This is a genomic window from Gemmatimonadaceae bacterium (assembly GCA_036504815.1).
GTDB lineage: Bacteria > Gemmatimonadota > Gemmatimonadetes > Gemmatimonadales > Gemmatimonadaceae > PNKL01.
In genome coordinates, this window is the sequence record DASXUN010000015.1 from 139219 (window position 1) to 161720 (window position 22502).

The 22502-nt window shown below is 65.9% G+C and carries 28 protein-coding genes; 12 read left to right on the forward strand and 16 right to left on the reverse strand.

The genetic code is table 11. From position 1 onward, the window contains the following. Positions 1-19: 19 nt before the first annotated feature. Positions 20-1609 (reverse strand): recombinase family protein, encoded by a 1590-nt coding sequence (locus VGJ96_07900; protein HEY3287027.1) that lies wholly within the window; start codon positions 1607-1609, stop codon positions 20-22. Next, on the reverse strand, positions 1606-1797 hold the full coding sequence (locus VGJ96_07905; protein HEY3287028.1) for a hypothetical protein: 192 nt from the start codon (positions 1795-1797) through the stop codon (positions 1606-1608). Before VGJ96_07905 ends, VGJ96_07900 begins: the two co-directional genes overlap by 4 nt. Positions 1798-2055: 258 nt before the next feature. Here VGJ96_07905 and VGJ96_07910 point away from each other — a divergent pair, with 258 nt between their 5' ends. The 3 genes from VGJ96_07910 to VGJ96_07920 all read left to right on the forward strand — a co-directional run bounded on the left by VGJ96_07910 (position 2056) and on the right by VGJ96_07920 (position 4315). Then, the gene (locus tag VGJ96_07910) at positions 2056-3345 is read left to right on the forward strand and encodes a hypothetical protein (protein HEY3287029.1); all 1290 of its coding nucleotides are present in this window, start codon (positions 2056-2058) and stop codon (positions 3343-3345) included. Between the two features lie 129 nt (positions 3346-3474). Further along, the gene (locus tag VGJ96_07915; GenBank protein ID HEY3287030.1) at positions 3475-3867 is read left to right on the forward strand and encodes a hypothetical protein; all 393 of its coding nucleotides are present in this window, start codon (positions 3475-3477) and stop codon (positions 3865-3867) included. Between the two features lie 19 nt (positions 3868-3886). After that, on the forward strand, positions 3887-4315 hold the full coding sequence (locus VGJ96_07920; protein ID HEY3287031.1) for a hypothetical protein: 429 nt from the start codon (positions 3887-3889) through the stop codon (positions 4313-4315). A gap of 19 nt (positions 4316-4334) precedes the next feature. Here VGJ96_07920 and VGJ96_07925 read toward each other — a convergent pair whose 3' ends face one another. The 4 genes from VGJ96_07925 to VGJ96_07940 all read right to left on the reverse strand — a co-directional run bounded on the left by VGJ96_07925 (position 4335) and on the right by VGJ96_07940 (position 8189). Beyond that, complete coding sequence (locus VGJ96_07925; protein HEY3287032.1) at positions 4335-5183, reverse strand: serine protease; 849 nt, start codon at positions 5181-5183, stop codon at positions 4335-4337. Between the two features lie 121 nt (positions 5184-5304). Continuing rightward, on the reverse strand, positions 5305-5529 hold the full coding sequence (locus VGJ96_07930; GenBank protein HEY3287033.1) for a hypothetical protein: 225 nt from the start codon (positions 5527-5529) through the stop codon (positions 5305-5307). 207 nt (positions 5530-5736) lie between these two features. Next, positions 5737-6678: a DUF4268 domain-containing protein gene (locus VGJ96_07935; protein HEY3287034.1), complete on the reverse strand. Its 942-nt coding sequence runs from the start codon at positions 6676-6678 to the stop codon at positions 5737-5739. Between the two features lie 224 nt (positions 6679-6902). Then, the gene (locus VGJ96_07940) at positions 6903-8189 is read right to left on the reverse strand and encodes a tyrosine-type recombinase/integrase (GenBank protein ID HEY3287035.1); all 1287 of its coding nucleotides are present in this window, start codon (positions 8187-8189) and stop codon (positions 6903-6905) included. Positions 8190-8617: 428 nt separating this feature from the next. On the opposite strand from VGJ96_07940, the gene VGJ96_07945 reads away from it, so the two are divergent. The 4 genes from VGJ96_07945 to VGJ96_07960 are packed head-to-tail and all read left to right on the forward strand — an operon-like array spanning position 8618 to position 9775. Next, on the forward strand, positions 8618-8764 hold the full coding sequence (locus VGJ96_07945; GenBank protein HEY3287036.1) for a hypothetical protein: 147 nt from the start codon (positions 8618-8620) through the stop codon (positions 8762-8764). A gap of 17 nt (positions 8765-8781) precedes the next feature. After that, entirely contained in the window at positions 8782-8940 is a 159-nt protein-coding gene (locus VGJ96_07950) for a hypothetical protein (GenBank protein ID HEY3287037.1), read from the forward strand. Continuing rightward, positions 8937-9527 (forward strand): sigma-70 family RNA polymerase sigma factor, encoded by a 591-nt coding sequence (locus tag VGJ96_07955; GenBank protein HEY3287038.1) that lies wholly within the window; start codon positions 8937-8939, stop codon positions 9525-9527. The genes VGJ96_07950 and VGJ96_07955 overlap by 4 nt, the downstream gene beginning before the upstream one ends. Continuing rightward, positions 9524-9775: a zf-HC2 domain-containing protein gene (locus VGJ96_07960; protein HEY3287039.1), complete on the forward strand. Its 252-nt coding sequence runs from the start codon at positions 9524-9526 to the stop codon at positions 9773-9775. Before VGJ96_07955 ends, VGJ96_07960 begins: the two co-directional genes overlap by 4 nt. 34 nt (positions 9776-9809) lie before the next feature. Here the strand turns inward: VGJ96_07960 and merA are convergent, their stop codons facing one another. The 3 genes from merA to merT all read right to left on the reverse strand — a co-directional run bounded on the left by merA (position 9810) and on the right by merT (position 12097). Continuing rightward, on the reverse strand, positions 9810-11306 hold the full coding sequence (gene merA / locus VGJ96_07965) for a mercury(II) reductase (protein ID HEY3287040.1): 1497 nt from the start codon (positions 11304-11306) through the stop codon (positions 9810-9812). Positions 11307-11438: 132 nt separating this feature from the next. Next, positions 11439-11720 (reverse strand): mercury resistance system periplasmic binding protein MerP, encoded by a 282-nt coding sequence (merP, locus tag VGJ96_07970; protein ID HEY3287041.1) that lies wholly within the window; start codon positions 11718-11720, stop codon positions 11439-11441. A gap of 11 nt (positions 11721-11731) precedes the next feature. Next, a complete protein-coding gene (gene merT / locus VGJ96_07975) occupies positions 11732-12097 on the reverse strand; it encodes a mercuric ion transporter MerT (GenBank protein ID HEY3287042.1) in 366 nt (121 codons plus the stop codon). A gap of 78 nt (positions 12098-12175) precedes the next feature. Here merT and merR point away from each other — a divergent pair, with 78 nt between their 5' ends. After that, entirely contained in the window at positions 12176-12607 is a 432-nt protein-coding gene (gene merR / locus VGJ96_07980; protein HEY3287043.1) for an Hg(II)-responsive transcriptional regulator, read from the forward strand. Here the strand turns inward: merR and VGJ96_07985 are convergent. The 5 genes from VGJ96_07985 to VGJ96_08005 form a co-directional block, all read right to left on the reverse strand. Further along, positions 12601-14139, reverse strand: coding sequence for a TlpA disulfide reductase family protein (locus VGJ96_07985; protein HEY3287044.1), 1539 nt, complete (start codon positions 14137-14139; stop codon positions 12601-12603). The two genes, merR and VGJ96_07985, sit on opposite strands and share 7 nt — an antisense overlap. 4 nt (positions 14140-14143) lie before the next feature. After that, positions 14144-14536, reverse strand: a complete 393-nt coding sequence (locus tag VGJ96_07990; protein HEY3287045.1) for a hypothetical protein — start codon at positions 14534-14536, stop codon at positions 14144-14146. 176 nt (positions 14537-14712) lie between these two features. After that, positions 14713-15051, reverse strand: a complete 339-nt coding sequence (gene trxA / locus VGJ96_07995; protein HEY3287046.1) for a thioredoxin — start codon at positions 15049-15051, stop codon at positions 14713-14715. 62 nt (positions 15052-15113) lie between these two features. Beyond that, a complete protein-coding gene (locus VGJ96_08000; protein ID HEY3287047.1) occupies positions 15114-15410 on the reverse strand; it encodes a hypothetical protein in 297 nt (98 codons plus the stop codon). Next, positions 15411-15659, reverse strand: a complete 249-nt coding sequence (locus VGJ96_08005; protein ID HEY3287048.1) for a carboxymuconolactone decarboxylase family protein — start codon at positions 15657-15659, stop codon at positions 15411-15413. A gap of 128 nt (positions 15660-15787) precedes the next feature. On the opposite strand from VGJ96_08005, the gene VGJ96_08010 reads away from it, so the two are divergent. Further along, positions 15788-16396, forward strand: a complete 609-nt coding sequence (locus VGJ96_08010; GenBank protein ID HEY3287049.1) for a hypothetical protein — start codon at positions 15788-15790, stop codon at positions 16394-16396. Positions 16397-16579: 183 nt separating this feature from the next. Here the strand turns inward: VGJ96_08010 and VGJ96_08015 are convergent, their stop codons facing one another. Both VGJ96_08015 and VGJ96_08020 read right to left on the reverse strand, forming a co-directional pair. Then, entirely contained in the window at positions 16580-16762 is a 183-nt protein-coding gene (locus VGJ96_08015; GenBank protein ID HEY3287050.1) for a hypothetical protein, read from the reverse strand. A gap of 45 nt (positions 16763-16807) precedes the next feature. Next, complete coding sequence (locus VGJ96_08020) at positions 16808-17503, reverse strand: energy transducer TonB (GenBank protein ID HEY3287051.1); 696 nt, start codon at positions 17501-17503, stop codon at positions 16808-16810. 190 nt (positions 17504-17693) lie between these two features. Between VGJ96_08020 and VGJ96_08025 the strand changes: the two genes are divergently transcribed. Genes VGJ96_08025 through VGJ96_08035 form a run of 3 tightly spaced genes read left to right on the forward strand, consistent with a single transcriptional unit; the run spans position 17694 to position 22491 of the window. Next, on the forward strand, positions 17694-19007 hold the full coding sequence (locus VGJ96_08025; GenBank protein HEY3287052.1) for an aminotransferase class I/II-fold pyridoxal phosphate-dependent enzyme: 1314 nt from the start codon (positions 17694-17696) through the stop codon (positions 19005-19007). Then, positions 19004-21874, forward strand: coding sequence for an IPT/TIG domain-containing protein (locus tag VGJ96_08030; GenBank protein HEY3287053.1), 2871 nt, complete (start codon positions 19004-19006; stop codon positions 21872-21874). The genes VGJ96_08025 and VGJ96_08030 overlap by 4 nt, the downstream gene beginning before the upstream one ends. Continuing rightward, on the forward strand, positions 21871-22491 hold the full coding sequence (locus VGJ96_08035; GenBank protein HEY3287054.1) for a hypothetical protein: 621 nt from the start codon (positions 21871-21873) through the stop codon (positions 22489-22491). Before VGJ96_08030 ends, VGJ96_08035 begins: the two co-directional genes overlap by 4 nt. Positions 22492-22502 lie beyond the last annotated feature (11 nt).

A 22502-nucleotide genomic window follows, 5' to 3' on the forward strand; every position in this document is an offset into this window, starting at 1 on the left:
GGGGACTTCGTGAGACGTGCTAGACAGCCCGCCGGATCTCGTCTTCGGGAGGCAGAATCCTCCTGATGTTTGCTACAATGGACGATGAGGCCCCGTCACCCCCCTCCAAAAAGGTTCGAGCGTCGAGGGCAACTGTGCACAGTTCTGAATCAGAAGGGGTAGAGCCCCACTGTACGAACGGTTGTCTGGCTTCTATGCTCAGCTTTCCGTCGGCCAACAGAAGGTTCGATCCTACTGTTTCCAGGATCAGGCGCTTCTGATCGGCGTCACCGCTGCGGAAGCATTCCACGGCTTTGTTGCAGAACGAGATGAAAAGCGCCAAAGGTTCGATCCAGTCTGCCGGGTCCTGCAGCGCATCACGGCTTTGTTCGAGTGCGAGACGACGACCCGAGAGCTCCTGTCGCTGCTTCGCAAACTCGGCGTCGTCGATCAGGCTCCGGATTCTCAAGCCCGTGAGTACGCTCATCTCCTGATCGAGGCGCTTCAAGCTGTCCGCGACAGCGGTGCGTTTTGCATCGCGTTCGGCGCCTACGCTGGCATCCCGGTCGCCGAAATGGAGTTCCAGCCAATCCCGACTCCAACGCGCAACCCGCAAGCCCTCCAAAAAGCCGACGATCGTGCCTTCCAGTGCCGGCAAGGCAACGCATCGCTCGCGGCAGTACGAGCCGCGCTTTCGACGGGTGCAGTGATAGTAGACGTACTGGCGACCGTAGCGGTTCTTCTTGTGCTCCGCCGTCACCGCCAAGCCGCAGGTGCCGCAGCGCATCATGCCAGTGAAGGCGAAATCGCGTTGTACGGGCCGTGGCCGGCTCGGCCGCCCGAGCAGCTCCTGCACGCGGTCGAACTCGGCGATATCGATCATCGGCTTGTGCTTTCCCATGTGCATCGAACCTTCCCATGAGAAGATGCCGGCGTAGAAAGGATTGCCCAGGATCGAATAGATCGAGCTGAGGTGGAGGAACTCGCCGCCTCCTCGGGGACGCACACGACTGCGGAGTCCCCATTCGTTGGTGGCCTTGTCCAGCAGCCGCCTCGGAGTGGACGCGCCGGTGAGCATCAAGCGGAACATCTGCTGGATAAGATCGAAGCGTTCCGGATCGGGAATGACCGTGCGCGTGGTGGGATCGGTGAGGTATCCGATTGGTGGTCGCGACGGGCGCCATCCTTTGGCGACTTTTGTACGGTTGCCTCGACGGACATTCTCGGCGAGGCTGTCGACGTAGTACTTCGAGAAGCCGAAGAGCATGGCGAGCATCAGCTTGCCCTGCGAGTTGTTTTCAAAAGAGTGCGTGGCAAAACGAAGGTCCTTGATCTTGCCGGTATCGAGCAGATGAATGATGCGGCCGCCATCGACGGCATTTCTGGCAAGGCGGTCCGGATGCCAGCTGATGATGCCGTCGGCCTCGCCCTTCTCAATCCGCCGGAGCATTTCGTCGAAGACGGGGCGGCCTGGCTTCTTCGCGCTTTTCGCCTCCTCGTAAGTGTGCACCACGTGGAGACCCGGCATTCCGGCCACGAGCCTTGTGGCCTCAGATAGCTGAGACTCGATCGAGAGCACCTGACGTTCTTCGGCGTCTGTGGATTTGCGGCAGTAGATGAAATAGTTCATGTGATTTGGGTGTCGCCCTGAGATGGCGGCTGTGATTGCCGAGGATGACGAAGCATCTCGGCGAGCGCAGCGAAGAAGTCCAAGAGGCGCATCGCCTCCGCGCGCGCCTCTTCTGGTGTCAGGACCTCACCGAAGTCCTTCTTCCAGCACTCGATGAAGGACTGGACTTGCTCTTCGCTCAACGTCATTCGTTGAGCGTACCGAGCGCCGGCTGAATCACCCAGAGGGCGGAATCTCCGCGCCGTGCATTTGCACCCGCGCGGGCGATCGCTGCGCCGATAAGATTGTCCCATTAAGGCGAAGAGATGTCGAGGCGGTCAGTGGCAGTGGCCGGACCCGGCGCGCCTCGCGGTTTCGTCCCTCGTGCCCCGCGGTGCGTTCGTTGATAGGCTCTGCGAATGACGCCAGAACCTAATCAACCAAAGCGACGCACGGTTGTCTCAGCGGTGCTCAACGACGGAAGCATCGTCGAGACCCTTGCCTCCCGGCGCGACCGGATTGTCAGTCTCATCCACATTTCTGGCGACGGCGCGGAGACGGGCAAGACGCTCGATCTGCCCGAGCTCGGCGCCGTCCGGCCATACTCGCCCGACAACAGCCTGCTCGCCCACGGGGTCGTCCAGTTTCCATCTGGCCGGCAGGCCTACAGGACCGAAGCTGAACTCGTGGGCAGCATCCGCGGCTTCATCCATCAGTACGCCGATCTCTCCGAGGCCTTTGAGGAAGCCGCCACGTACTACGTACTGCTCACGTGGGTCTACGACGCATTCAACGAACTGCCCTACCTGCGGCTGAAGGGCGACTTCGGTAGCGGCAAGACACGCTGCCTCCAGACCATCGGGTCGCTTTGCTACAAGCCGATGTTCGCCAGCGGAGCATCGACGGTATCCCCGCTCTTCCGCATCATCGACGCGTTTCGGGGCACGCTGATCATCGACGAGAGCGATTTCCGCTTCTCCGACGAGCGCGCGGAAATCGTGAAGATCCTCAACAACGGCAATGCGAAGGGCTTCCCTGTCCTGCGTAGCGAGGCGACGCCTGGGAAGGACTTCAACCCGAAGGCGTTCGACGTGTACGGTCCGAAGATCATTGCGACGCGTCGCTCCTTCGATGACCGGGCGTTGGAGAGCCGCTGCATCACGGAGGAGATGACCGGACTCCCACCTCGGTTGGACATTCCGCTGACCCTGCCCGAGGCATTCCACTTTGAGGCCGAGCTCCTCCGGAATCAGCTCCTGTCCTATCGGGCGCGATGGCGCGGCACGTTCACCGGCCCGGTGCCCGAGCGAGACCCGGCCCTCGAAGCACGTGTCGCCCAGGTGTTCGCGCCGCTCATGGCGGTGGCCGCCGATCCAAATGCGAAGGCACGGCTGTATCAACTTGCCGTGAAGACGAGCGGCACCCTGCAATCCGACCGCGGCACCACGACGGAAGCACAACTTCTTGATATAATTTCGGAGTTGCGTCGGGATTCTGCACCACTAGGCATCAAGGACATCGCCGAGCGCTTCAGTGCCCGCTTTGGCGCTGACGCGCACCGCTCCGTAACACCGCGATGGATCGGGTTCCAGCTCAGGAGCCGTCTGTCACTTCTCACCGTGAAGAGTCACGGGACGTTTGTCGTACCTGACTCTGAGAGCGAGAAGCTGCGGCGGCTGTTCGTCCGCTATGGGGTATCGCAGGTCGAGCGATCAGGACCGCCGCCCGAGAACGACTCACTCGGCGACGACTTCTAGGGACGTCTCCGCGATCGCGTGAGGAAGTCCCCCAAGTCCCCACATCCACCCGCGGGCATGCGCTCCGTGCACGCTCTTCCCTCTACGGGAGCGCGGCGCCGATTTGGTAGGCTATTTGGACTTTGCAACATGACCAGACACATCAACGCACCATACCTCCGGGCCCTCCGCCGGCGATCCGCGTTTTCGCAAGAAGACGTCGCTTTCCTGCTTGGCGCCTTCACCGGGACCCGCGTCTCGCGGCACGAAACCGGCGTCTGCGCGCCGCCGCTCGACGTCGCCCTCGCATACGAAGTCATCTTCGACGTTGGCATCGCCGAGGTCTACGACGATGAGCGCGCTCGGATCGCCGCCGAGATTGGCAAGCGCGCGAAGAAGCTCCGCGAGAGCCTCGCACACCGTGTTCATGACCCGCTGCGGGAGGAGAAACGGGCCGCCCTGAAACTGATTATCAGCAGATGTTCATCGCTTCAACATGCAACCACGACCACTACGACTACTGGCCATAGACCTCACCGCTAAGGGCTTCGGCTTCGCCCTTTTGGACGCACGACTCGGCCTGCTTGACTGGGGCTTCAGTTCTTTGCTGGCGTCTGACGATGATCTCTTCTTGGAACGCGTCTCGGCGCGGATTGAGAGGGGCCGACCAACGGCTCTCGTTCTTGAGAACTTCGCTCCGATCAAGGGGCGGGAGACCGCGCTGCGCAGACGTGATCTGGCGATCGCGCTGGCTGCTCAGCGGAAGATCGGGCTGTGCCAGGTGTCGCAGAAGATCGTTCAGGGGATTCTCGGGCCGGGGACGAAGGCTGAAATCGCCAGGGTGCTAGTTCAGCGATTCCCCGAACTGCGGCATCGGGTGCCGCGGGAGCGGACGAGGTGGTCCACCGAGGACGAGCGGATGCACATTTTCGATGCGCTGGCGTTGGCGGTGGTGGTGATGCGGCCGAGTGCCGAGCACGACCTTGCATGACGTAGGCCTTCGCTGCGGGTTACTTGATGTTGTACTGCTTGAAGGCCTCGTCAATCGTCTCGGAGAGTGCGCGATGGTTGAACACCATTCCCAGATCGATCATCTCTTTGTCAACAACGACTTGCCTGCCACCAGCCGCGTGAGCGACCGTCTGTATGTCGTTGACTTCCGTCTTGTAGTAAACGGCAGCAACCAGGCCGAGTAGAATCACGCGACTCTGCCCGACGACAAGACCGCCGCCAGTCGGATCGTGAAACGAGCCCTCGTCGAACACGAACACCGGGCTGCCGCTCGACCCAGGGAACACTGACGCATCGATCAGAAATACCGGGCGTCCCTGGAAAGCGATCCGCGGAAGGGTGGCAATCGAACCTGTGCGAGCAATCGGGAGCAAGTTCGCTGAGTCCCAGAGTCCGTTAGGGTAGCCGATGAACACGACCCTCTGCAGGACGCTCAGCGAAGCCAGTTGCGCATCAGTGGCCAGAAACTCCGTAGGGATGGATCTATAGAAGAGCTTGACGCCGGCCTGCGTCGGAGTCTTGAGCAACGGACCCAACGGTACTACCGCGACGTCGACGGTCTTGTCGGGATGAAATACCCACATCGCGTCGAAGTCGATAATGTCGAGTTTGTAGCCGTTACCGAGCTTCGGTTGTTCGCCTTCGCCGATGTGAAAGAAGATCGCACCGCTTTTCACGTCGCCGACCACATGTCGGTTCGTGACGATGAAAGGGATCCGATCATCTCCGATTCGACGTTCGAAGATGAAACCTGTTCCAGTCGTCGTACCGCCGTTTGCGAGGGTGCCCTCGATCCTAACGGTGGTGAACAGCATTTGTTCTTGGGAGCGGCTGAGATCGATCTTCATGTTCGTTCGATACACACACGGAAGGCGTTGCGCTGCTGCGCTTCCAATAGTGCGGGCAACGTGCTTCTGGAGCCAGCAGTTCGTTTACTGCGCCGGAGGCACCAACGCTGCGTATGCAAGGTCAGCGAGTGGCCATGAGATACGCCGCCGCGTTGGCGAGCATTCCGATGCCGAGTGACAGAAAGCCGACCACGAGAAGAACGCCGCCAAGCTTGTCTTGAACATCGAGCAAGTGTTTGGTGACACCCCCGACAATCGCTCCACTCTGCGGACGCTGCTCGGCAATCAACCTGAGTTGCTCAATCGATGTTTCGTGTGCCACCAGGCAATAGACGACCCATTTCATGATCGATCGAATGCGCCAAGCGAGGAGCAGTGATCCGGACGCCGTTGCTACTGCGCCTAGAAGCTTGAGCCAAGTAGGGAGATCGCTGGGAAGGGTCACAACTCTCCTGAATTAGTGTGCATGACGAGGATCAGGTTGCAAAGACCCGTCCGGCATTGCCTGCGGTACGAAAGAGCTGGTGAAGTGCCATCCAACGCGTTCCGTCCTTCACACGAGATACTGCTTCGCCACCTCTCGGCACGTAACAAGATGCTGCGTCATCCAGGTGAAGAGTGCCTCGCGTTCGGGGCCAGCCACGGCGCACTTCGCCTTGTCATACTCCCGATATACTGCCATGCGACTCGCGATCTTTCCTTCAAGCCGCTCCCAGCTGACTTCTTCACCGGTAAAGAGCGCTTCAATCTCCTGCCGGTGACGCGAGAGCTCTTCGAACTGCGCCTTGTCGGCATCCTGCGAGCAATAGATCTCGACACGGATGCGACTTCCCGTCGCCATCGACACGTGACCGCCGATACCAGACCTTCCGACGCCGAATGCTAACCATGCATCCTTCGTGGATGATCGACCCGACGCCCAAGTGCATCCGTGCGTGACTAAGTGCGAAAGGAAGCCTTCCCAGAACGTCAAGCGGAAGTCGTGACGAGCCGCCTCACCCTCGCTTGCAACCTCCTGAAGCCTGCGCGAGAACTCACTCGGCCCAACTTCGAGCTGAAAACGCACGGCCGGCTTCGAGTCATCGATACGAACAACTTCTGGCCGAACCAAGAAGAACGACACGCGCTCTCCTGCGTGCGCGTTCAACCATTCGATAGTGGTGCGATGTTCGTCGCGAATGTCGGCGGCAACCCAGATGACCATTCCGGCATCGAGTCCAGCGGCATACGCGAGAAGTTGACCGAGATGGGCGTGATCCGTCTGGGTTAGCTGGTTTTCAATAACAACTATCGTCTCCGTGTCCTCGACATGACCAAGAATGTCGAGCTCGTAAGCTCCCACTTTGTGTTCGATCTGGTCAACGGCAATTGGAAAGCCGATCAGATCTGAGAGATGCGAGATGTTCTGGGCGAGCCACGGCGTGAAATCGCGTTCCTCGTGCTTCCATAGATCACGCGGATTGAGTACCTGGAGCTCGCCAACGGTGATGGCCATCAGGAACCTCTTTCGAAAACGAGACTACTCGAGACGACGCCGCTCAGCAGGCTTGATCCCGCGAACCGCCTGGCACCGTTCAGCGAAACGTCGAGGGCCATCAAGAGCGCGATGAAACGTGGCCGCCCGCACCGGTTGAAGATGCCGCAGCTCCCCCGGCGGGGCCAGACAGGCAGGTGCGGAGCCTGAGGCGACCACTCTCGTCGCCGGTTAGCTAGGAGCCTTCACTGCTTCGAGCCTTTCAGCCATCCCGCAATGTCATCAGACGTCTTGTCAGCCGCGCGCTTGACGGGATCATTCCCAAGGTGCGCATATCGCTCGGTCGTCGCCACCTGCTTGTGTCCTAAAAGGGACCGGACAACCAGCAGCGACTCTCCCGACGCCGCCGGCACCGATGCAAACGAGTGCCGGAGATCGTGAAGCCGGAGCCCCTTCAGCTTCGCCGCGTGACGCACCGCGCACCACGTCCTCTTGATCTCCTTCAGGTGCTGCTTGGCCTTCGAGCCGGGGATCACATACGGGTTACCGACCACGCGCGGGAGTGACGCGAGGATCGCTGCCGCGCTCTGGCCGAGCGGCCGAACGCTCTTGCCCGTCTTCGTGTCGTCGAGCCGCAGGTGACCACGCTCGAAGTCGATCGCGTCCCAACGCAGTGAGAGGATCTCGTTCTCCCGGCAGCCGGTGAGCGCCAGAAGCCTGATGGCCGCGACCGCGAACGGGTTGGCGGGAATCGGCTGGTCCGCGCTCTTCGGCCGGTGCTTCTGGTTCTCGGGCTTCTTGGGCTTCGACCGATGCTCCGGTGCGGGCGGCAGGCCACTCGCCTCCGCCTTCGACAGGGCGGCACCCAAACGGCCGAACTCTTCCTTCGTCAGGAATCGCTCGCGCCCGTGCTCGGGGTAGAGTTCAATGCCACGAGCAGGGTTCTCTTTGGAGGGGATGGCGCCTTCCGCGATGGCGTACGCGAAAAAGGTCGTCAGCCGCGCGACCACGCGGTTGGCGACGTACGGCGTGTCGTTCAGCGACCGGTGGAGGCGGCGGACGTCGGCAGCGGCGATCGTGGACACGTGCTTCGTGCCGAACGCCGGGAAGATGTGCTTCTTCCAGAGCCGCCGGTATTCCCGTGTCGTCCCGGGCTTCCGCCGGCGTTCGACCTCGTCCAGGTAAGTCGCGCCGAGCTCCCGAACCGTGAGTCCGCCGCGTGCGGCACGGCGCGCGGTGAGCGGATCGACGCCCTGCGTCGTGGCGGACAGCTGGCGGAGTGCCTCGTCCCTGGCCTGCTCGGTGGTCAGCGGGCCGTAGACGCCGAGGGTCAGCCGGCGAAACTGCCGGGCGCCTTGTGGCCGATATCCCAGCACGAAGACCTTTCGCCGATGCACGCGTCCCTCGGCATCGGTGCGCTCCGTGACGCGGACTCCGAAGCCCTTCAGCTTGGTGTCCCACACGAAGTAGTCGCAGCTCGGGGTGAAGGCGAGCGCATCGATGGTGCGTTTCGTGAGATTGGCGGAGGCCATGTGCTGCCCCTATCGGAATGTCGTAGGAAGCCTATAGGAAGCCATTGGAAGCCAATCTAGCGAAATCTCCTGGAATCTCAAGGAAGGTCATTCTTGCGTAAGGCATTGATTTTTCATACGTTGCAATCTACCGGAAACTTCACGGTATCTAACGCCACCTGCTTCGGGAGCAGGAGGTCGGAGGTTCAAATCCTCTCGCCCCGACTGAGACGCAACTCCTGAGTGACTCAGGGGTTGCGTCTTCTTTTTGCGGTGGCTCGTCGCCGACCTGCGGGGCCATTGCATGCCCGAACCTGGCACGCGTGGTCCTCTCCCGTCTTGGGGAACTCCTCGCCGTCGAGCGGCCTTGCCTTGATGAACGCGGACAGCACCACGGCGCACTGGCGCCGCAGTGCGGCCGCCCCTTTGCATCGGGCAAGGCATCACCGATGGCACGAACAGTTCTTCTCGCCCGGCCCCATTCCTTCATCGAGGCGCTCATCGGGCGACCGGTGCAGGAGTCGGTGCGATCGCTGCCGCTGGATGCGCTGCCGCTGGATGCGCTGCCGCGACAGGGCGTGGCGGTCGACGCATGAGGCGCGCAGATTCGTTGATGAAGCTGGCGTGCCGGTGGGACATCGTGCGTGGCGCGCTGCAGGTGTCGGCCCTCGTCGGCGTTGTGCTCAATCTCATCAACCAGGGCCAGGATTTCATGGATGGGCGGCCCCTCGCCGTTGGTCATGTGGCCTTATGGGCGGCAGGCACCGAATGACCCCGGAGTCACCGGTATCGTCTCGCGACGCGGCGTTCAGCCGCGAGGCGCTGGCGCTTCTGCCGGACGTGGCGCGATACGCGAAATCGCTGACCCGCGACGCGAGCGAGGCCGATGACCTGGTGCAGGACACGTTCATGATGGCGTACCAGGCGTGGGATCAGTACACGCCGGGCACGGAGTGTCGTGCGTGGCTGTTCACGATTTGCCGCCGCCGCTTCCTTCGGGTGCGACGTGGGGCGGAGCGCTACGTAGCCACCGAGGACGCCGAACTCGAGTCGCTCGGCGCGGCGGACGTGTACACCCGCGCCCACACCGAGGGCCTGGACCACGTCTTCGAGCGGTCCGAAATGCGCGAGGCGGTCGAGGCGGCCATGGAGTCCCTGCCGGAGGCATTTCGAGACGTCGCGGTGCTCGTGGACCTGCACGATCACTCGTATGAGTCGGCCGCCGAGATTCTCGGCATCCCGCTTGGCACCGTGCGATCACGCCTCTTTCGGGCGCGGCGCATGCTGCAGGAACAACTGCTGGCGTTCGCGCAGGACGCCGGATTTGGCGTCCAACGCGCCGCGGAGGGTTCGTCATGATGGAACCGATGCTGGACTGCGACGCCGTGATGCGGCAGTTGTGGGATTACCTCGACGGGGAGCTCTCGCCGGAGCGCATGCAGGCCATCGAAGCACACGTGAAGATGTGCGGGCATTGCTCGCCCCAGGTGGAGTTCGAGCGCGCATTCCTCAAGGCGCTCGCGGCCGCGCGCGCCGAGGTGTCGAACGAAGGGAGCCTCCGCGACCGCGTGGTCGCGCAGCTCCGCACGCGCGGGTATTCGGCGTAGCGATGCCCGCGCGGACACCCGCGGGCATCGGGGGCTACCCGGCGCAGCAGGACAGCTGGGAGACGTCCTTGGTGAAGGTCTGCGCGGCGAGCTTGAGACCCTCGACCATGGTCAGGTAGGGAAAGAGCTGGTCGGCAAGCTCGCGCACGGTAAGGCCGGCGTGCAGCGCCAGCGCCGCCGACTGAATGACTTCGCCGGCTTCAGCGGCCACGATCTGCGCCCCGAGCAACTGTCCGGTGCCGGCGTCCGCCACGAGCTTGATGAAGCCGCGCGTGTCGAAGTTCACGAGGGCACGCGGCACGTGTTCGAGCGCGAGCGTGCGGCTTTCCGTGGCGATCCCACGTGCCTGCGCCTCCGCCTCGGTCAGCCCGACCGTCGCGATCTGCGGTTCGGTGAAGGTCACCGCCGGCATTGACGAGAGGTCGAGCACGGCATCGCCGTCCGTCATGTTGATGGCCGCGCGCGTTCCCGCCGCCGCCGCGACGTAGACGAACTGCGGCAGCGTCGTGCAGTCGCCGGCGGCATAAATGTCCGCGACGTTCGTCTGCAGATGGCCATCCACGACGATGGCGCCGCGCGCATCGACGGCGACGCCGGCCTGTTCGAGGCCGAGCGAACGCGTGTTGGGGGCACGACCAGTGGCGACGAGCACCCGCTCGGCCTCGACCACACCCGCGTCCGTGGCGACCCGGAACACCCCGTCGGCGTGCGCGACGCTCGTGAGGTGCGCATGGAGACGCACGTCGATGGCCTCGTCACGGAAGACCTCGGCGAGCGCGGCGCCAAGCGCGGGATCCTGGCGGAACAGCAGCGTGTGGCGGGCCAGAATCGTCACCTGGCTGCCAAGCCGGGCATACGCCTGCGCCAGTTCCACCGCGATGACCGAGGAACCGATCACCGCCAGCCGCGGCGGAATCTCCGCGCTCGCCAACGCGTCGGTGGAGGTCCAGAATGGCGTCTCGTCCAGACCCGGAATGGGCGGCACCGACGCGCTGGCGCCGGTGGCGATGAGACACCGTTCAAACTCGAGGCGACGCTCCTCACCCGCGGCGTCGGTCACCATCAGCGATTGTGCGCCGACGAATCGGGCCGTTCCCGCCACGACCGTAATGCCCTCGTTGCTGGCCAGCACCTGTTTGTACTTGGCACCCCGCAGCTCCTCCACCCGTGCCTGTTGCTGCGCGAGCAACGCCCGCCGGTCCACCGTCACCGGCGCGGGCGACACGCCGGCGTCGAACGGGCTGCGCCGCCGCGTCTGTGCCACATGCGCGGCGCGAATGAGGATCTTCGACGGCACGCATCCCACGTTGACGCAGGTGCCGCCAATGACGCCACGTTCAATGAGCGTCACCGCGGCCCCGCGTTCGGCGGCCTTCAATGCCGCGGCCATTGCGGCGCCGCCGCTTCCAATCACGACGACACGACGGATGCCGACTGGCGCGTGCGTGGCGCCATTTGCCTGCACCGCGGTCACCGGCTGGACACACGTCGCACACGACAGATCGGTACCCGGACAATCGCGCTTGGTCATTGGTGGCGCCCTTCTTTGTTCGATGAGTGATGAGGCGGCACCCCGGCACACGCCGCCGCCCGGTGGCGTGCCCGGAGAGCAACTGCGCCGAACACGCCCGTGCGGAAGATGGCCCGCGTCGTCATCAGCCGGCTACCGAGCGACTGAAGAGGGATACCCGGCGTCGGTCGTGGCACGAATCAACCGCTTGACGTCCGTCTTGACGTCGTCGTAGGTGACCACGGCCTGCTGTTTCTCGAGACTCACGACAACCTTGGTGACGCCGTCAACCTTGGCTAGCGCCTTCTTGACGGTGATCGGGCAGGCCGCACAGGTCATCTGCGAGACCGACAAGATGACGGTGCGGGGAGCAGCCCACGCGGGGGTGGCAACGAGCGTGAGGGCGGCGATGGCGAACAGCAGCTGCTTTCTCATGTGGAAGACCTCTAGTAAAAGAGTGGGGCAATGAACGGAAAGGCGAACGCGATGGCCAACAGGACCACGACGGTCCAGAACAGCACGCGGTAGGCGGTCTGCACGCGCGGTATCGCGCAGACTTCCCCCGGTGCGCAGGCTGTCGGCATGCGGAAGATCCGACGCTGGGCGAATGCAACGGCCACCAGCGCCACGCCGAGGAAGAGCGGCCGGTACGGCTCCAGCCTGGTGAGCGTGCCAATCCATGCGCCGCTCACGCCAAGGGCCAGGAGCACCAGCGGTCCCAGGCAGCACGTCGAGGCGAGAATCGCTGCGAGGCCCCCGGCCACGAGCGCCGTACGTCCGGATGGTGACTCCGGCGTCTTCTCAGGTGCCACATCCAACATTGCTCCCTCCGTCGCAGTGATGTATGCTGAAAATCCTAGTGCCGTACCTAACTACGGAGTCAAGGGTCGATGATCGCGCCACGCACGGAGTTCACCATTGGATCGTTCGCCAAGGCGGCGGGCGTGAACGTCGAGACGATTCGGTTCTACCAGCGTCGGAAGCTCCTGCCGATGCCAGCACGGCCGTACGGTCGCATCCGACGGTATGGGACGGCAGACGTGGCGCGCGTCCGGTTCATCAAGGCCGCACAAGGCCTGGGGTTCAGTCTCGACGAGGTGGCCGAGTTGCTGCGTCTCGACGACGGCGCGCACTGCGATGACGCCCGCGAAGCCGCCGAGGCCAAGCTTCGCGAGGTGCGCGAGAAGCTGGTCGGCCTGCGACGCATCGAGGGGGCGCTCGCGCGCCTCATCAGGACCTGCCGGGCAGGCACTGGTCGCGTCCAGTGCCCGCTCATCGACTCGCTGCGCTCCGGCGCCACTCGCGGTCGCATGGCTCAGTGATGGTGCATGCCCATCATTGACGCATCCCTCGCCATCGGGAGGCGCTCCACCTCGGCGCGCGCCAGCGCGCGGATGGCGGCCACCTGCTCGGGACCGGCGTAGCCGATCCAGCGTCGGATCACGTGTCCCTCGGCGTCCACGAGCGCCGTGATGGGCATGCCCGGCGCATGCAGCAGGTCTCGCACGCGTCCACGACCCAGCGCGACCGGAAATGCATATCCGCCCGCCGCCAGGAAGCGCCGGGCCGCCTCCACGTCGACGTCGTCGTTGAGCGACAGGAACGCGAAACCCGGTCCCGTCAATGCGTGCTGCAGCGAGTCGAGCGCCGGCATCTCGGCTCGACAGGGCTCGCACCAGCTGGCCCAGACGTTCACCAGCGAGACACGCCCGCGGAAATCGGCACTGCGGACGGAATCTCCGGCGAGGCGTGGCAGAGCGAACGCAGGCCACGGCTTACGTTCCCGTGGCGGCGCTCCCGCCAGCAAGGCCACGGCATCGAGCTGGTAGACCCGTCCGGACTCATCCGCCGCGAGCGTCGGGATGGCCGTGTCAAACTCCACCGTGCGCCGCACGACGCCACTCTCAAGGTCGATGACGTCAAGGCGACTGCGCTGGGTGGTGTAGCCGGGAGTGCTCAGCACGTAGAGGCGGCCGTCGGGCCCCACACGCGCACCGAGGTTCACGGGTGAGTAGTCGACGACGGCTCGCCCGTGGTCGATCTCGAACCGGGGCTCCTTGGTACTCTGGGGCAGTCCGCGGTGGGCCACCCATAGAGTCTCGCCCGCGAACGACAGCGCGATGACCTCGTCGCGGATGAACGGCGCCAGCACCAAGGCCCGCGGCGCGATGGCCAGGGCGCCGGCGTTGGCGAGGTCCAGCAGGAGCACGTGAGCCGGGGTGATGGCTCGGCCCAAGGTCCCGCCCACGGCCCCGCTCGCATCGCGGAACTCCAGCAACGGCTCCTCTCCGCTCGGCAGGAATGAGCCGAAATGCTGCGACGAACGCACGAGCCACGGTGAGCCGCCCCGGCCGTCGCTGACGATCGACGGGTAGGTCAATGTGCTCTTGGGCAGCGGATGCAGCTCACCGGTGACGTCAGCGCGGTACAGTGCGCCGGTGGCGTCGGAGAGCCACAACCCGTCCCCGGGTGCCGCACTGACGCTCACCCAGTCGCGTCCCTCGCCACGCACGCGACGGTACGTCGGGCGAAGCCGCGCATCGAACATCACGACGCCGCCGCTGGCGTCGAGCGCCAGCACGCCTCCCGAAGCGGGCGCGGTCGCACGACCATCGAACCAGAGCAACTCGGCCCCGGCGGCGGGGGGCGCGGTGTCCACGATCAACCGTGCGGGCGGCTGCGTGGTGAACACGTGCCGCACGCCCGCGATGATCTCCACCCGTGGCTTCGATGCGCTGAGGAAGGTCTCGATCGGCCCGCGGTCGACGCCCGCCGGAGACCGGCGGGCCGCGAGCATCGCGCCGCCGAGTCCAAGCAGCGACACCCCGCTCACGACCCACCGGTTCCAGGTCATCGGACTACTGCGCCGGCGCGATCGACGCGATTTGGATGGCCGTTGCGCCACCGGCGGCGAAGGCCTTGCCCGAAATCTTCACGCGCTGCTCGGCGAACTCCTTCAGGCGGCCATTTTGGCCGTCACCCGGCATGCCGGCCGAGGCCGGGATGTACAGCTTGCCGTCGTCCGTGAGGATGGCGAGCGGCAGGCCGCGGTCGCCGCAAACCTGCGCGCACATGCGGTGATCCTTGCCCGTCAGCCCCTGCCCGAACTTGCATGAGACGTCGATGACCGTGCCGCTCACGGTGACGTCCTTGCCAGCGGGGGCTTTCATCATGCCAGTGCCTTGCGCCGTGCCCAGCGCCGGCAGGCCGATTATCAGCGCGCCGGCAACGATCCGCAGCTTCCGAAACATGGTTCCTCCTGAGTGGTGAGCCGTTCTCGCCAGGTGGCCATCCGGGTAAGGCACGCAGGCGTCCGATGGTTCCGCGCGACGGTGCGCGCCCCTCATCGAAGTCAGCTCTCGACGTGCCGACGACACGCTTTCACCCGGAACGCCGCCGGCCAGAACGAACGCCGCCCGGTGCGCCACTAGCTGGCCGGCGTCGCGAGATGCCGTTCGATGCGGGTCGTGAACGCCGCCACGGGCTGGGCGCCGACCATCTGGTCCACCAGCGCGCCATCGCGGAAGAAGAGGACAGTGGGAATCGACCGCACACCGAATCGCTCGGCCGTCCCCGGGTTGGCGTCGAAGTCGAGCTTGCTCACGAGCACGCGCCCGTCAAACTGCCTGGCGAGAGACTCGATGGTGGGCGCGAGCGCACGGCACGGGGCGCACCAGCTCGCCCAGACGTCGACGAGGGCGAGCCCTTCGTGCTGTTCGATGGTGCTCGGGAAGGTCGCGTCAGTAACGGTGGTGGCGGCGGACATCGGGTCTCCTGAAGGGTTGGCTTGCCCTTCCAAGACCACGCAACGCCGCGAAGTTCCGCGGCCTATGCGCCGTCACTCTCGAGCGGCAGGCGCACACCTTCCGCCAGGCGGTTCACGAAGTTGAAGTACGCGGTGATGGCGACAACGTCGTGAACGCCCTCGTCGCCAAGCCCGGCCTCTCGCAGCGATGCCGCATCCGCATCCGTGAGGCGCGCCGGCAACTCGGTCAGGTGAATGGCGAAATCGGCCAGCACGCGCCAGCGCGGTGGCATCGCCGCCCCGCGCGGATCCGCGAGGATCTCGTTGACGAGCGGCGCATCAGCGGTCAGCGCACGGAGAGCCTCTCCGTGATGATGCATTCAATACCGGCATCCGTTCACGGACGACACCACGGTCGCGATCATCTCGCGCTCGGGGCGCGTCAGCTCCGATTGGGAGAACATGAGCTCCCGATAGAGGTCGAGGTGGGCCAGCATCGCCGCCGGTCGCGTGGCGTGCACCTTCAGGATGTTCGAGACCTTGCCGCGTGTTCCCGCGACGCGCGCGAACGCCTCGCGCAGGGCCCCCGTGGCGGTGCCGGTTTCGGGCAGTGGAATCCAGCTGGTCATGTGGAGTCACTCGCAATCGATGAATGGAAGCAGTGCTCGCGGAACCAATTTGCGTCGCACGGCCTTGCCCCGACAGGAAGGACTCATCGCACAGGCGAAGTTCCATCACTCTCAAGGAGCCAGGACCGATGGCAGAACCCTATCACCTCACCCTACCACCCGTTGCCGCGACCGCAGCCCCGCCCGCCGTGGACGCCCTCTACGAGCGCTCGCGCCAGGCCAGCCGGATGGTGCCGAACATGTACACGTTCATGGCCAATGCCCCGGGCCTGCTCGAGACGTACATGGACGGATACAACCGCTTCCGCGCGGAGTCGGGCTTCAGCGCGATCGAGCAGGAGGTCGTCTTCCTGGCGATTTCTCGCGAACACGAGTGCGCGTACTGCCTCGCGGCGCACAGCCTCGTGGCCGACGTCATGTCCAAGGTGCCGCGCGCCGTGACCGACGCCATTCGCGACGATGCGACCGTCCCGGATGAGCGGCTTGCCGTACTGGCGAGCTTCGTGCGTCACCTCGTCTCCACGCGCGGACGGCCCGAGGATGACCAGGCCCGCGCCTTCCTCGCCGCCGGTTTCACGGAACGGCAGATTCTCTACCTGATACTCTCCATCGCCGTGAAGACCATCAGCAACTACACCAACCACCTGTGCGAGACACCGGTGGATGCGGCCTTCAAAGTGCGCGAGTGGGGCGTGTACCGCGCCGCGCAGGCCGTCGTCGAGGCCGCTCGCCGGTAGTCCGCGACCCCCTACGGTGGGCACGTCGCGAGGCTCGCTGCGGTCAGCGCGAGCCTCGCGTTCTCGTGCCGCTGGTCTGCGGCACGTCAATGACAAGCGGCCGGACCACAATACCCCTCAGGAGCGGCCCGGCGTGTCGCTGCTGCACGACATCAGCAACGTGACCGAAACCGACGAGGCAGCCTACCGCGCCGCGATCAGCGACAGGTCCTCGACGAGACGCTCCACCAGGTCGAGGCGTTGCACCAGCATGTGCCGGAATTCCTTCGCGTCCGTGCGCGCCACTTCCCGCCGAAGCGTCGGCAGATAGTCGTGCAGCACGTCGTGGAGGTCGTGCGCCTCCTGATCAGTCAGGTGAATCTGCATGGTCCCTCCCGAAAGCGCGCGGGACCGCGGTGGACCGGCGCGCTGCTATGCGATCTGTCCCTTGGGTTTCTGGAGCCTGAACGCGAAGGCCTGCTCGACCAGCAGCCGCACGGGATGTCCGTCAATGCTCGCCGGCCGGTACTTCATCCGCGGCATGGCCGCGATCACGGCCTTGGCGAACGCCGAGTGGGTGGCGGAGATCACGCGCACCGTGGACATGTCGATCGTCCCCGTCGAGTCGACGACGAACCGCAGCACGGTGCTGCCCTCGAGCTTGCGGGCGGCCATCGCCGTGGGGTACTCCGGACCCTCGCTCGTGGGGTCGACGACGGCGATGGAATCGACTTCCACCGTGCTGAAGGCGTTGTCGCCGACGCCCGGCTCGACGGACTCCGACTCCGAGGGGAGCGGCGCGAAGATGATGCCCTCGTGTGCGCCCACGCCCTGTCCGCCGGCGCCCGGCTGACCGTCACGCCAGCGCGGCGTCTCATCGCCGGTGGTGCGCGCGTCGCGCGGGGCCGATGCGCTCAACTGGCCGGGCTTCAACGGACCGATGTCGCGCCGCGCGGGATACAGGTACTGCACCGTCTCCTCGATCATGCCGGCCACGGCATTGACCATGCGTTCGCCCGTCATCGCGAGGACGACGACCGCGCCCGCGTGCAGCACGACGCTCAGGCTCGTCGCGATTAGCGACCGCTGCGGGCGCTGCACATCTGATAGTAGCAGATGCATGCTCATCACCGAGAAGGGGGGGGGCCGGTCGTGCGTCCTTCCCCTTACAGCGTTGCGCTCGCGGAGGTTTCCGTCAAGCCCCCGAACGCCGCCCCGGCATGCGGCCAGCGCCCGTCCGCGGTACGGCTCGGGCGCCACCGCGGTATCTTACAATGATCCTCGGTCCGTCTCCCCCCGTTCCCTGCCCTGACGCCCGATGCCCCGACCCGAGATTGACCTGACCACTTCCGCTCGCCTGGCGGGCGGCTCCCGGGTGTCGGCGATGGCCGCCGGGCTCGTCGGTTCCGAGATCCTCAAGATCGCCGCCGAGATTCGCGCCATGGTTCGCAAGGGCGCGCCCATCTGCAACCTCACGGTCGGCGACTTCGATCCGGCGCAGTTCCCGATCCCCACCGCGCTTCGCGACGCGGTCACCGCGGCCTATGCCCGCGGCGAAACGAACTACCCTCCGGCCGATGGCGTGCTCGATCTCCGCGAGGCGGTGCAGGCGTATTACCGGCGCGAGCTGGGACTGAGCTATCCGCTGGAGTCGATCCTCATCACCGGCGGTGCCCGGCCGGTGCTCTACAGCATCTACCGCGCGCTCGTCGACCCGGGAGATCGCGTCGTCTATCCGCTGCCGTCGTGGAACAACAACCACTACGTGCACCTAATGGGTGCGCAGGGCGTGCCGGTGCCGTGCACGAGCGCCAACCGGTTCCTCCCCTCGGCGGAGGAGCTGGCACCGGCGCTGCCGGGGGCGCGGCTCCTCTGCCTGAACTCGCCCCTCAACCCGACGGGCACCGCGATCACCGCCGACGCGCTGTCGCAGATTTGCCGGGCGGTCCTCGCGGAGAATCGTCGCCGCGAAGGGACCGGTGAACGGCCGCTCTTCCTGATGTACGATCACATCTACTGGCCGCTGTGCGTCGGCGAGACGCGGCACGTGACCCCGCCGGAACTCGAGCCGGCGATGGCGCAGTACACGGTCTTCGTGGACGGCATCTCGAAGGCGTTCGCGGCCACGGGCCTCCGCGTGGGCTGGGCGGTGGGCCCCACCGACATCATCGCCCGCATGGCGGCGATCGTGGGACATATCGGCGCCTGGGCGCCACGCCCGGAACAGTTAGCGAGCGCGGCCTTCCTCAATGATCTCGCCGCGCAGGAGGAGTTTCGCGCGGTCTTCATCCCGGGGATCCAGCGGCGACTCGACGCGCTCTATCGCAGCCTCGAGCAGATGCGCGCGCGCGGACTGCCGGTGGAGGCGCTGCCGCCACAGGGCGCGATCTACCTGACCGCACGCATCGCGCCCTTTGGCAAGCGTACGGCCGAAGGGAAGCGGCTCGCGACCAACGAAGACATCCGGCAATGGATGCTCGCCGAGGCGCAGGTTGGCGTGGTGCCGTTCCAGGCGTTCGGTGTTCCCGAGGAGAGTGGCTGGTTCCGACTCAGCGTCGGGGCGGCGAGCGAAGCGGCGATCGCGGACGCGATGCCGCGGCTGGAACGGGCGCTGGCGGGATTGGGCGAGTGACGCGCACGCTGCGACGCGCAGCGGTGATGGCGGTCGGGCTGGTCGCGGGGTGCAACGACTCCACGCCACCACTCGTCCCGACGACCTTTGACGTTTCTGCCAGCAGTCTCACCTTCGACGCGATCGGGTCGACGCAGGCGCTCACCATCACGGTGCGCGACCAGCATGGCGCGGTGATGGCCGCGACGAAGCCCATGCTGACTTCGTCGTCACCCGCCGTGGCGACGGTGAGCGGGAGTTCGCCGGCGACGGTGACCGCGACCGGCAACGGCAGCGCGACGATCACGGCATCCGCCGGTCGGGCGACGACGACCATTGCCGTGCTGGTGGCACAGGTGCCGGCCACCGTGACCGTCGCCGCGGGCAACGATCAGACGGCGCGTGTGGGCGCGCCGCTCCCCGTCGCCATCGCGGCGCGGGTGGCGGACCGGCTGGACGTTCCGGTGCCGAACGTCAGCGTGACGTTCACCGCGGGCATTGGTAGCGGGACGATCACCGGATCGCCGGCACTGACCAACGCACTGGGCGTCGCGACGGCCGACGCGTGGACGCTGGGTACGACACCCGGCATCAAGTCGGCCGCCGCGACGATCGGGGCGACCGCCTTTGCCGCCTTCAACGCGACGGCAACCGTCGGACCCGCGGCGGCGCTCGCCATCTATGCGGGCAACAATCAGGTGGCGAATCCCGATGCGACGCTCCCCGTGCCGCCTGCGGTGCGCGTCGGGGATCTGTACGGCAATGCCGTGGGTGGCACCGTCGTAACCTTCGCGGTCGCCAGCGGGGGCGGCACGGCCACGGGGACGACGGCGACGTCGAACAGCGCGGGGATCGCGACCGTCGGCAGCTGGGTGATGGGAAGCGCGTCGGGAACGAACACGCTCTCGGCAACTTCACCGGGGTTGAACACGGTCACCTTCACCGCCTCGGCGGGGATCATGCCGGTGATCGCATCGGTGTCACCGACGCCCCTGATTCCTGGCGGCACGATGACGGTCACCGGGACCGGGTTCGCCTCCACGATGACCGGCAACACGCTGCGGGTCGGCGGCGCGACCGCCACCGTCACGGGCGCGACACCGACGCAGATCACCGCCGTCGTCCCGTGCGTGCCCAGCGGGACCGTGGCCGTGACCGCCACCGCCGCAGCGCTGACGAGCAGTGCGGCGACGACGACGCTGACCGGCACGCCGCAGGCAATTCCGGTGGGACAGGCGTTCGTGGCGAGCAGCGGCCTGGCGAGCCGATGCATCGAGCTCGCGGCGACCGGCGGCGCAGCCCGCTACCTCGTCTCCGTCTACAGCACCTCCACATCTCCGAACTCGCTCATCGATTTCGAACTCGGCGGGAACCCCGCAACGTCGGCCGCAGCCGTGCGACAGATGGCGTCGCTGCGCGCGCGCCGTGCGGCAGCCGCGACCGAAGTCGCCTCCGCCGACGTTGACCGTGCGCACTGGGCGCACCTCGAGCGCGAGCGCGCGCTCATCGAGGAGCTGCGCGCACGCGAGCGAGCGCAGGGCGCCCCGTTGCGCCGCCGGTCGCTCACCGCCGCGGTCGCCGTACCGGCCCTGGGCGACCGGCGGGTCTTCTACTGGAACTATGGCGGCTGCGCCGACACGACGGCGCAGGTGACGGCGCGGGTGCTGTACGCCGGCACCCGGGCCATCATCTGGGAAGACACCTCCAACGCGATCCTCGCCAGCGCCAACACAGTCCTCGCCGACCGATACCAGCGCATCGGCCAGGTGTTCGACCTCGACCAGTACGACGTCGTGCGCACCACCTTTGGCGATCCGCTGCGCCGCGACCCGCAAACGGACAACGACGGACGCGTGCATATGGTCTTCACGCACCGCGTCAATGAGATCGGCGGGGTCGTGGCCTTCGTGACGAGCGCGGACCAGTTCGCACGCGTCACGTGTGCGGCGAGCAACTTCGGCGAGTTCTTCTACGGCAGCGTTCCCACGCAGCCTGGTTCGAATCTCGAGAGTTCCGCGTATCCCGACGGATGGTACAACTTCATGGGCCGGACGGTCGTGCACGAGGTGAAGCACATCGCGTCGATGGCGGCCCGGGTGGCCAACGGCGCGCCGTTCGAGCAGAGCTGGCTCGAGGAAGGCACGGCGCGGCACGCCGAGGAAGTCTGGGCGCGACAGGCGCTGCATCACTCCCTGTGGCGGGGGAACAACGGATACGGAACGGCCGCCAGCAATGGCCTGTATTGCGATTTCAATTCCTCGAATGCCACCTGCCTCGCCAATGACCCATTGCGACGGCCGAGCTATGGCGTGCGACGCCAGTTCAATGAGATCCGGCCGCGACTGCTGGAGCCGTGGAACTGGTCACCGTTCGGCGACGCCTCCGGGCAGAGCGGGAACGTCTTCTACCAGACCGCCTGGTCGCTCGTGCGATACGCCATCGATCTGTACGGCGCATCGGAGGCGGCCTTCCTCACCGCGCTCACGAGCTCGACGACCAGCGGTCCAGCCAATCTCGCGAACGTCGCCGGCGTGCCCTTCTCCGACCTGCTGGGCGGCTGGACGCTCGCGCTCTACGCCGACGATTATCCCGGTCTCGCCTCTGGGTCGAACCTGCTGAAGTTCCAGACGTGGAACCTGCGCGACATCTACGGCTCGCTGAACACCGACCCGCTGTGGCGCACGCGGTTCAGCACGCCGTATCCCATCACGCCCACCCCGCTGCCGTTTGGCGCGTTCACGGCGCAGCAACTGGGAGTGCGCGGCGGAGCCAACGCCTATTTCGAACTCAGCGGATCGGCGACGGCGGCGCAGGTGCTCAACCTGCGGGCCACCGGCGGCGGCGCGCCGTCCTCGCAGCTGCGCATCGCGATTGCGAGGCTGCAATGACGCGAACTACGCGGATCGCGCCGATCAGGCATTTCGCGCTCGTCCCACTCCTGGTCGTGATGGCGCTTGCCGCGTGCTCGCCGGCGGTCGAGCGGCAACGCAGCATTCCCGCCGACACCGCGACCGCGCCGATGCCGGTGCGTGCGACCACGGATTCGGCGGCCAACGCGGTGACGCGCCCCGCGGCCGCATCGCCGCAGACGGACACGCTCCGCGGGATCGTGGAACGCATCGGCAGCGAGCCGCGCTCGACGATCGTCGTGCGCGCGGCCGACGGATCAGCGTGCGCGGTGCAGTCCGCCAACGCGCTGCCGGTGGAGGGCCTCGAGGTCGTCTTCTGGGGAGCGCGCCGTAACGGCGCGACCGTGATTCCCGGCGTGTCGTGCACCTTCAGCGTCGAGCGTTACGCCGTGCGCGCCGCCGATGGCATCGCGGCAACGGACGGCGTTCTGCGACGGAGCGGCAACGCGTTCGTGATGGAGCTTCCGTCCGGTGCGTTCTCGCCACTGCGTGAAGTGCCCCCATCGCTGCGTGCGCAGGTCGGCGCGCGCATCTGGTGGGCGGGTCCGCTCGACCACGCGCCGGCGGCGTACGGCGTGCTGCAACCCGCCCGGTGATCAGGGACGGG

Coding starts and splice junctions, on each gene's coding strand:
- VGJ96_07900 (HEY3287027.1), bottom strand. CDS start 1,609: ATGAACTATTTCATCTACTGCCGCAAATCCACAGACGCCGAAGAACGT.
- VGJ96_07905 (HEY3287028.1), bottom strand. CDS start 1,797: ATGACGTTGAGCGAAGAGCAAGTCCAGTCCTTCATCGAGTGCTGGAAG.
- VGJ96_07915 (HEY3287030.1), top strand. CDS start 3,475: ATGACCAGACACATCAACGCACCATACCTCCGGGCCCTCCGCCGGCGA.
- VGJ96_07925 (HEY3287032.1), bottom strand. CDS start 5,183: ATGAAGATCGATCTCAGCCGCTCCCAAGAACAAATGCTGTTCACCACC.
- VGJ96_07930 (HEY3287033.1), bottom strand. CDS start 5,529: ATGAAATGGGTCGTCTATTGCCTGGTGGCACACGAAACATCGATTGAG.
- VGJ96_07935 (HEY3287034.1), bottom strand. CDS start 6,678: ATGGCCATCACCGTTGGCGAGCTCCAGGTACTCAATCCGCGTGATCTA.
- VGJ96_07940 (HEY3287035.1), bottom strand. CDS start 8,189: ATGGCCTCCGCCAATCTCACGAAACGCACCATCGATGCGCTCGCCTTC.
- VGJ96_07945 (HEY3287036.1), top strand. CDS start 8,618: ATGGCACGAACAGTTCTTCTCGCCCGGCCCCATTCCTTCATCGAGGCG.
- VGJ96_07950 (HEY3287037.1), top strand. CDS start 8,782: ATGAAGCTGGCGTGCCGGTGGGACATCGTGCGTGGCGCGCTGCAGGTG.
- VGJ96_07955 (HEY3287038.1), top strand. CDS start 8,937: ATGACCCCGGAGTCACCGGTATCGTCTCGCGACGCGGCGTTCAGCCGC.
- VGJ96_07960 (HEY3287039.1), top strand. CDS start 9,524: ATGATGGAACCGATGCTGGACTGCGACGCCGTGATGCGGCAGTTGTGG.
- merA (HEY3287040.1), bottom strand. CDS start 11,306: ATGACCAAGCGCGATTGTCCGGGTACCGATCTGTCGTGTGCGACGTGT.
- merP (HEY3287041.1), bottom strand. CDS start 11,720: ATGAGAAAGCAGCTGCTGTTCGCCATCGCCGCCCTCACGCTCGTTGCC.
- merR (HEY3287043.1), top strand. CDS start 12,176: ATGATCGCGCCACGCACGGAGTTCACCATTGGATCGTTCGCCAAGGCG.
- VGJ96_07985 (HEY3287044.1), bottom strand. CDS start 14,139: ATGACCTGGAACCGGTGGGTCGTGAGCGGGGTGTCGCTGCTTGGACTC.
- VGJ96_07990 (HEY3287045.1), bottom strand. CDS start 14,536: ATGTTTCGGAAGCTGCGGATCGTTGCCGGCGCGCTGATAATCGGCCTG.
- trxA (HEY3287046.1), bottom strand. CDS start 15,051: ATGTCCGCCGCCACCACCGTTACTGACGCGACCTTCCCGAGCACCATC.
- VGJ96_08000 (HEY3287047.1), bottom strand. CDS start 15,410: ATGCATCATCACGGAGAGGCTCTCCGTGCGCTGACCGCTGATGCGCCG.
- VGJ96_08005 (HEY3287048.1), bottom strand. CDS start 15,659: ATGACCAGCTGGATTCCACTGCCCGAAACCGGCACCGCCACGGGGGCC.
- VGJ96_08010 (HEY3287049.1), top strand. CDS start 15,788: ATGGCAGAACCCTATCACCTCACCCTACCACCCGTTGCCGCGACCGCA.
- VGJ96_08015 (HEY3287050.1), bottom strand. CDS start 16,762: ATGCAGATTCACCTGACTGATCAGGAGGCGCACGACCTCCACGACGTG.
- VGJ96_08020 (HEY3287051.1), bottom strand. CDS start 17,503: ATGAGCATGCATCTGCTACTATCAGATGTGCAGCGCCCGCAGCGGTCG.
- VGJ96_08025 (HEY3287052.1), top strand. CDS start 17,694: ATGCCCCGACCCGAGATTGACCTGACCACTTCCGCTCGCCTGGCGGGC.
- VGJ96_08035 (HEY3287054.1), top strand. CDS start 21,871: ATGACGCGAACTACGCGGATCGCGCCGATCAGGCATTTCGCGCTCGTC.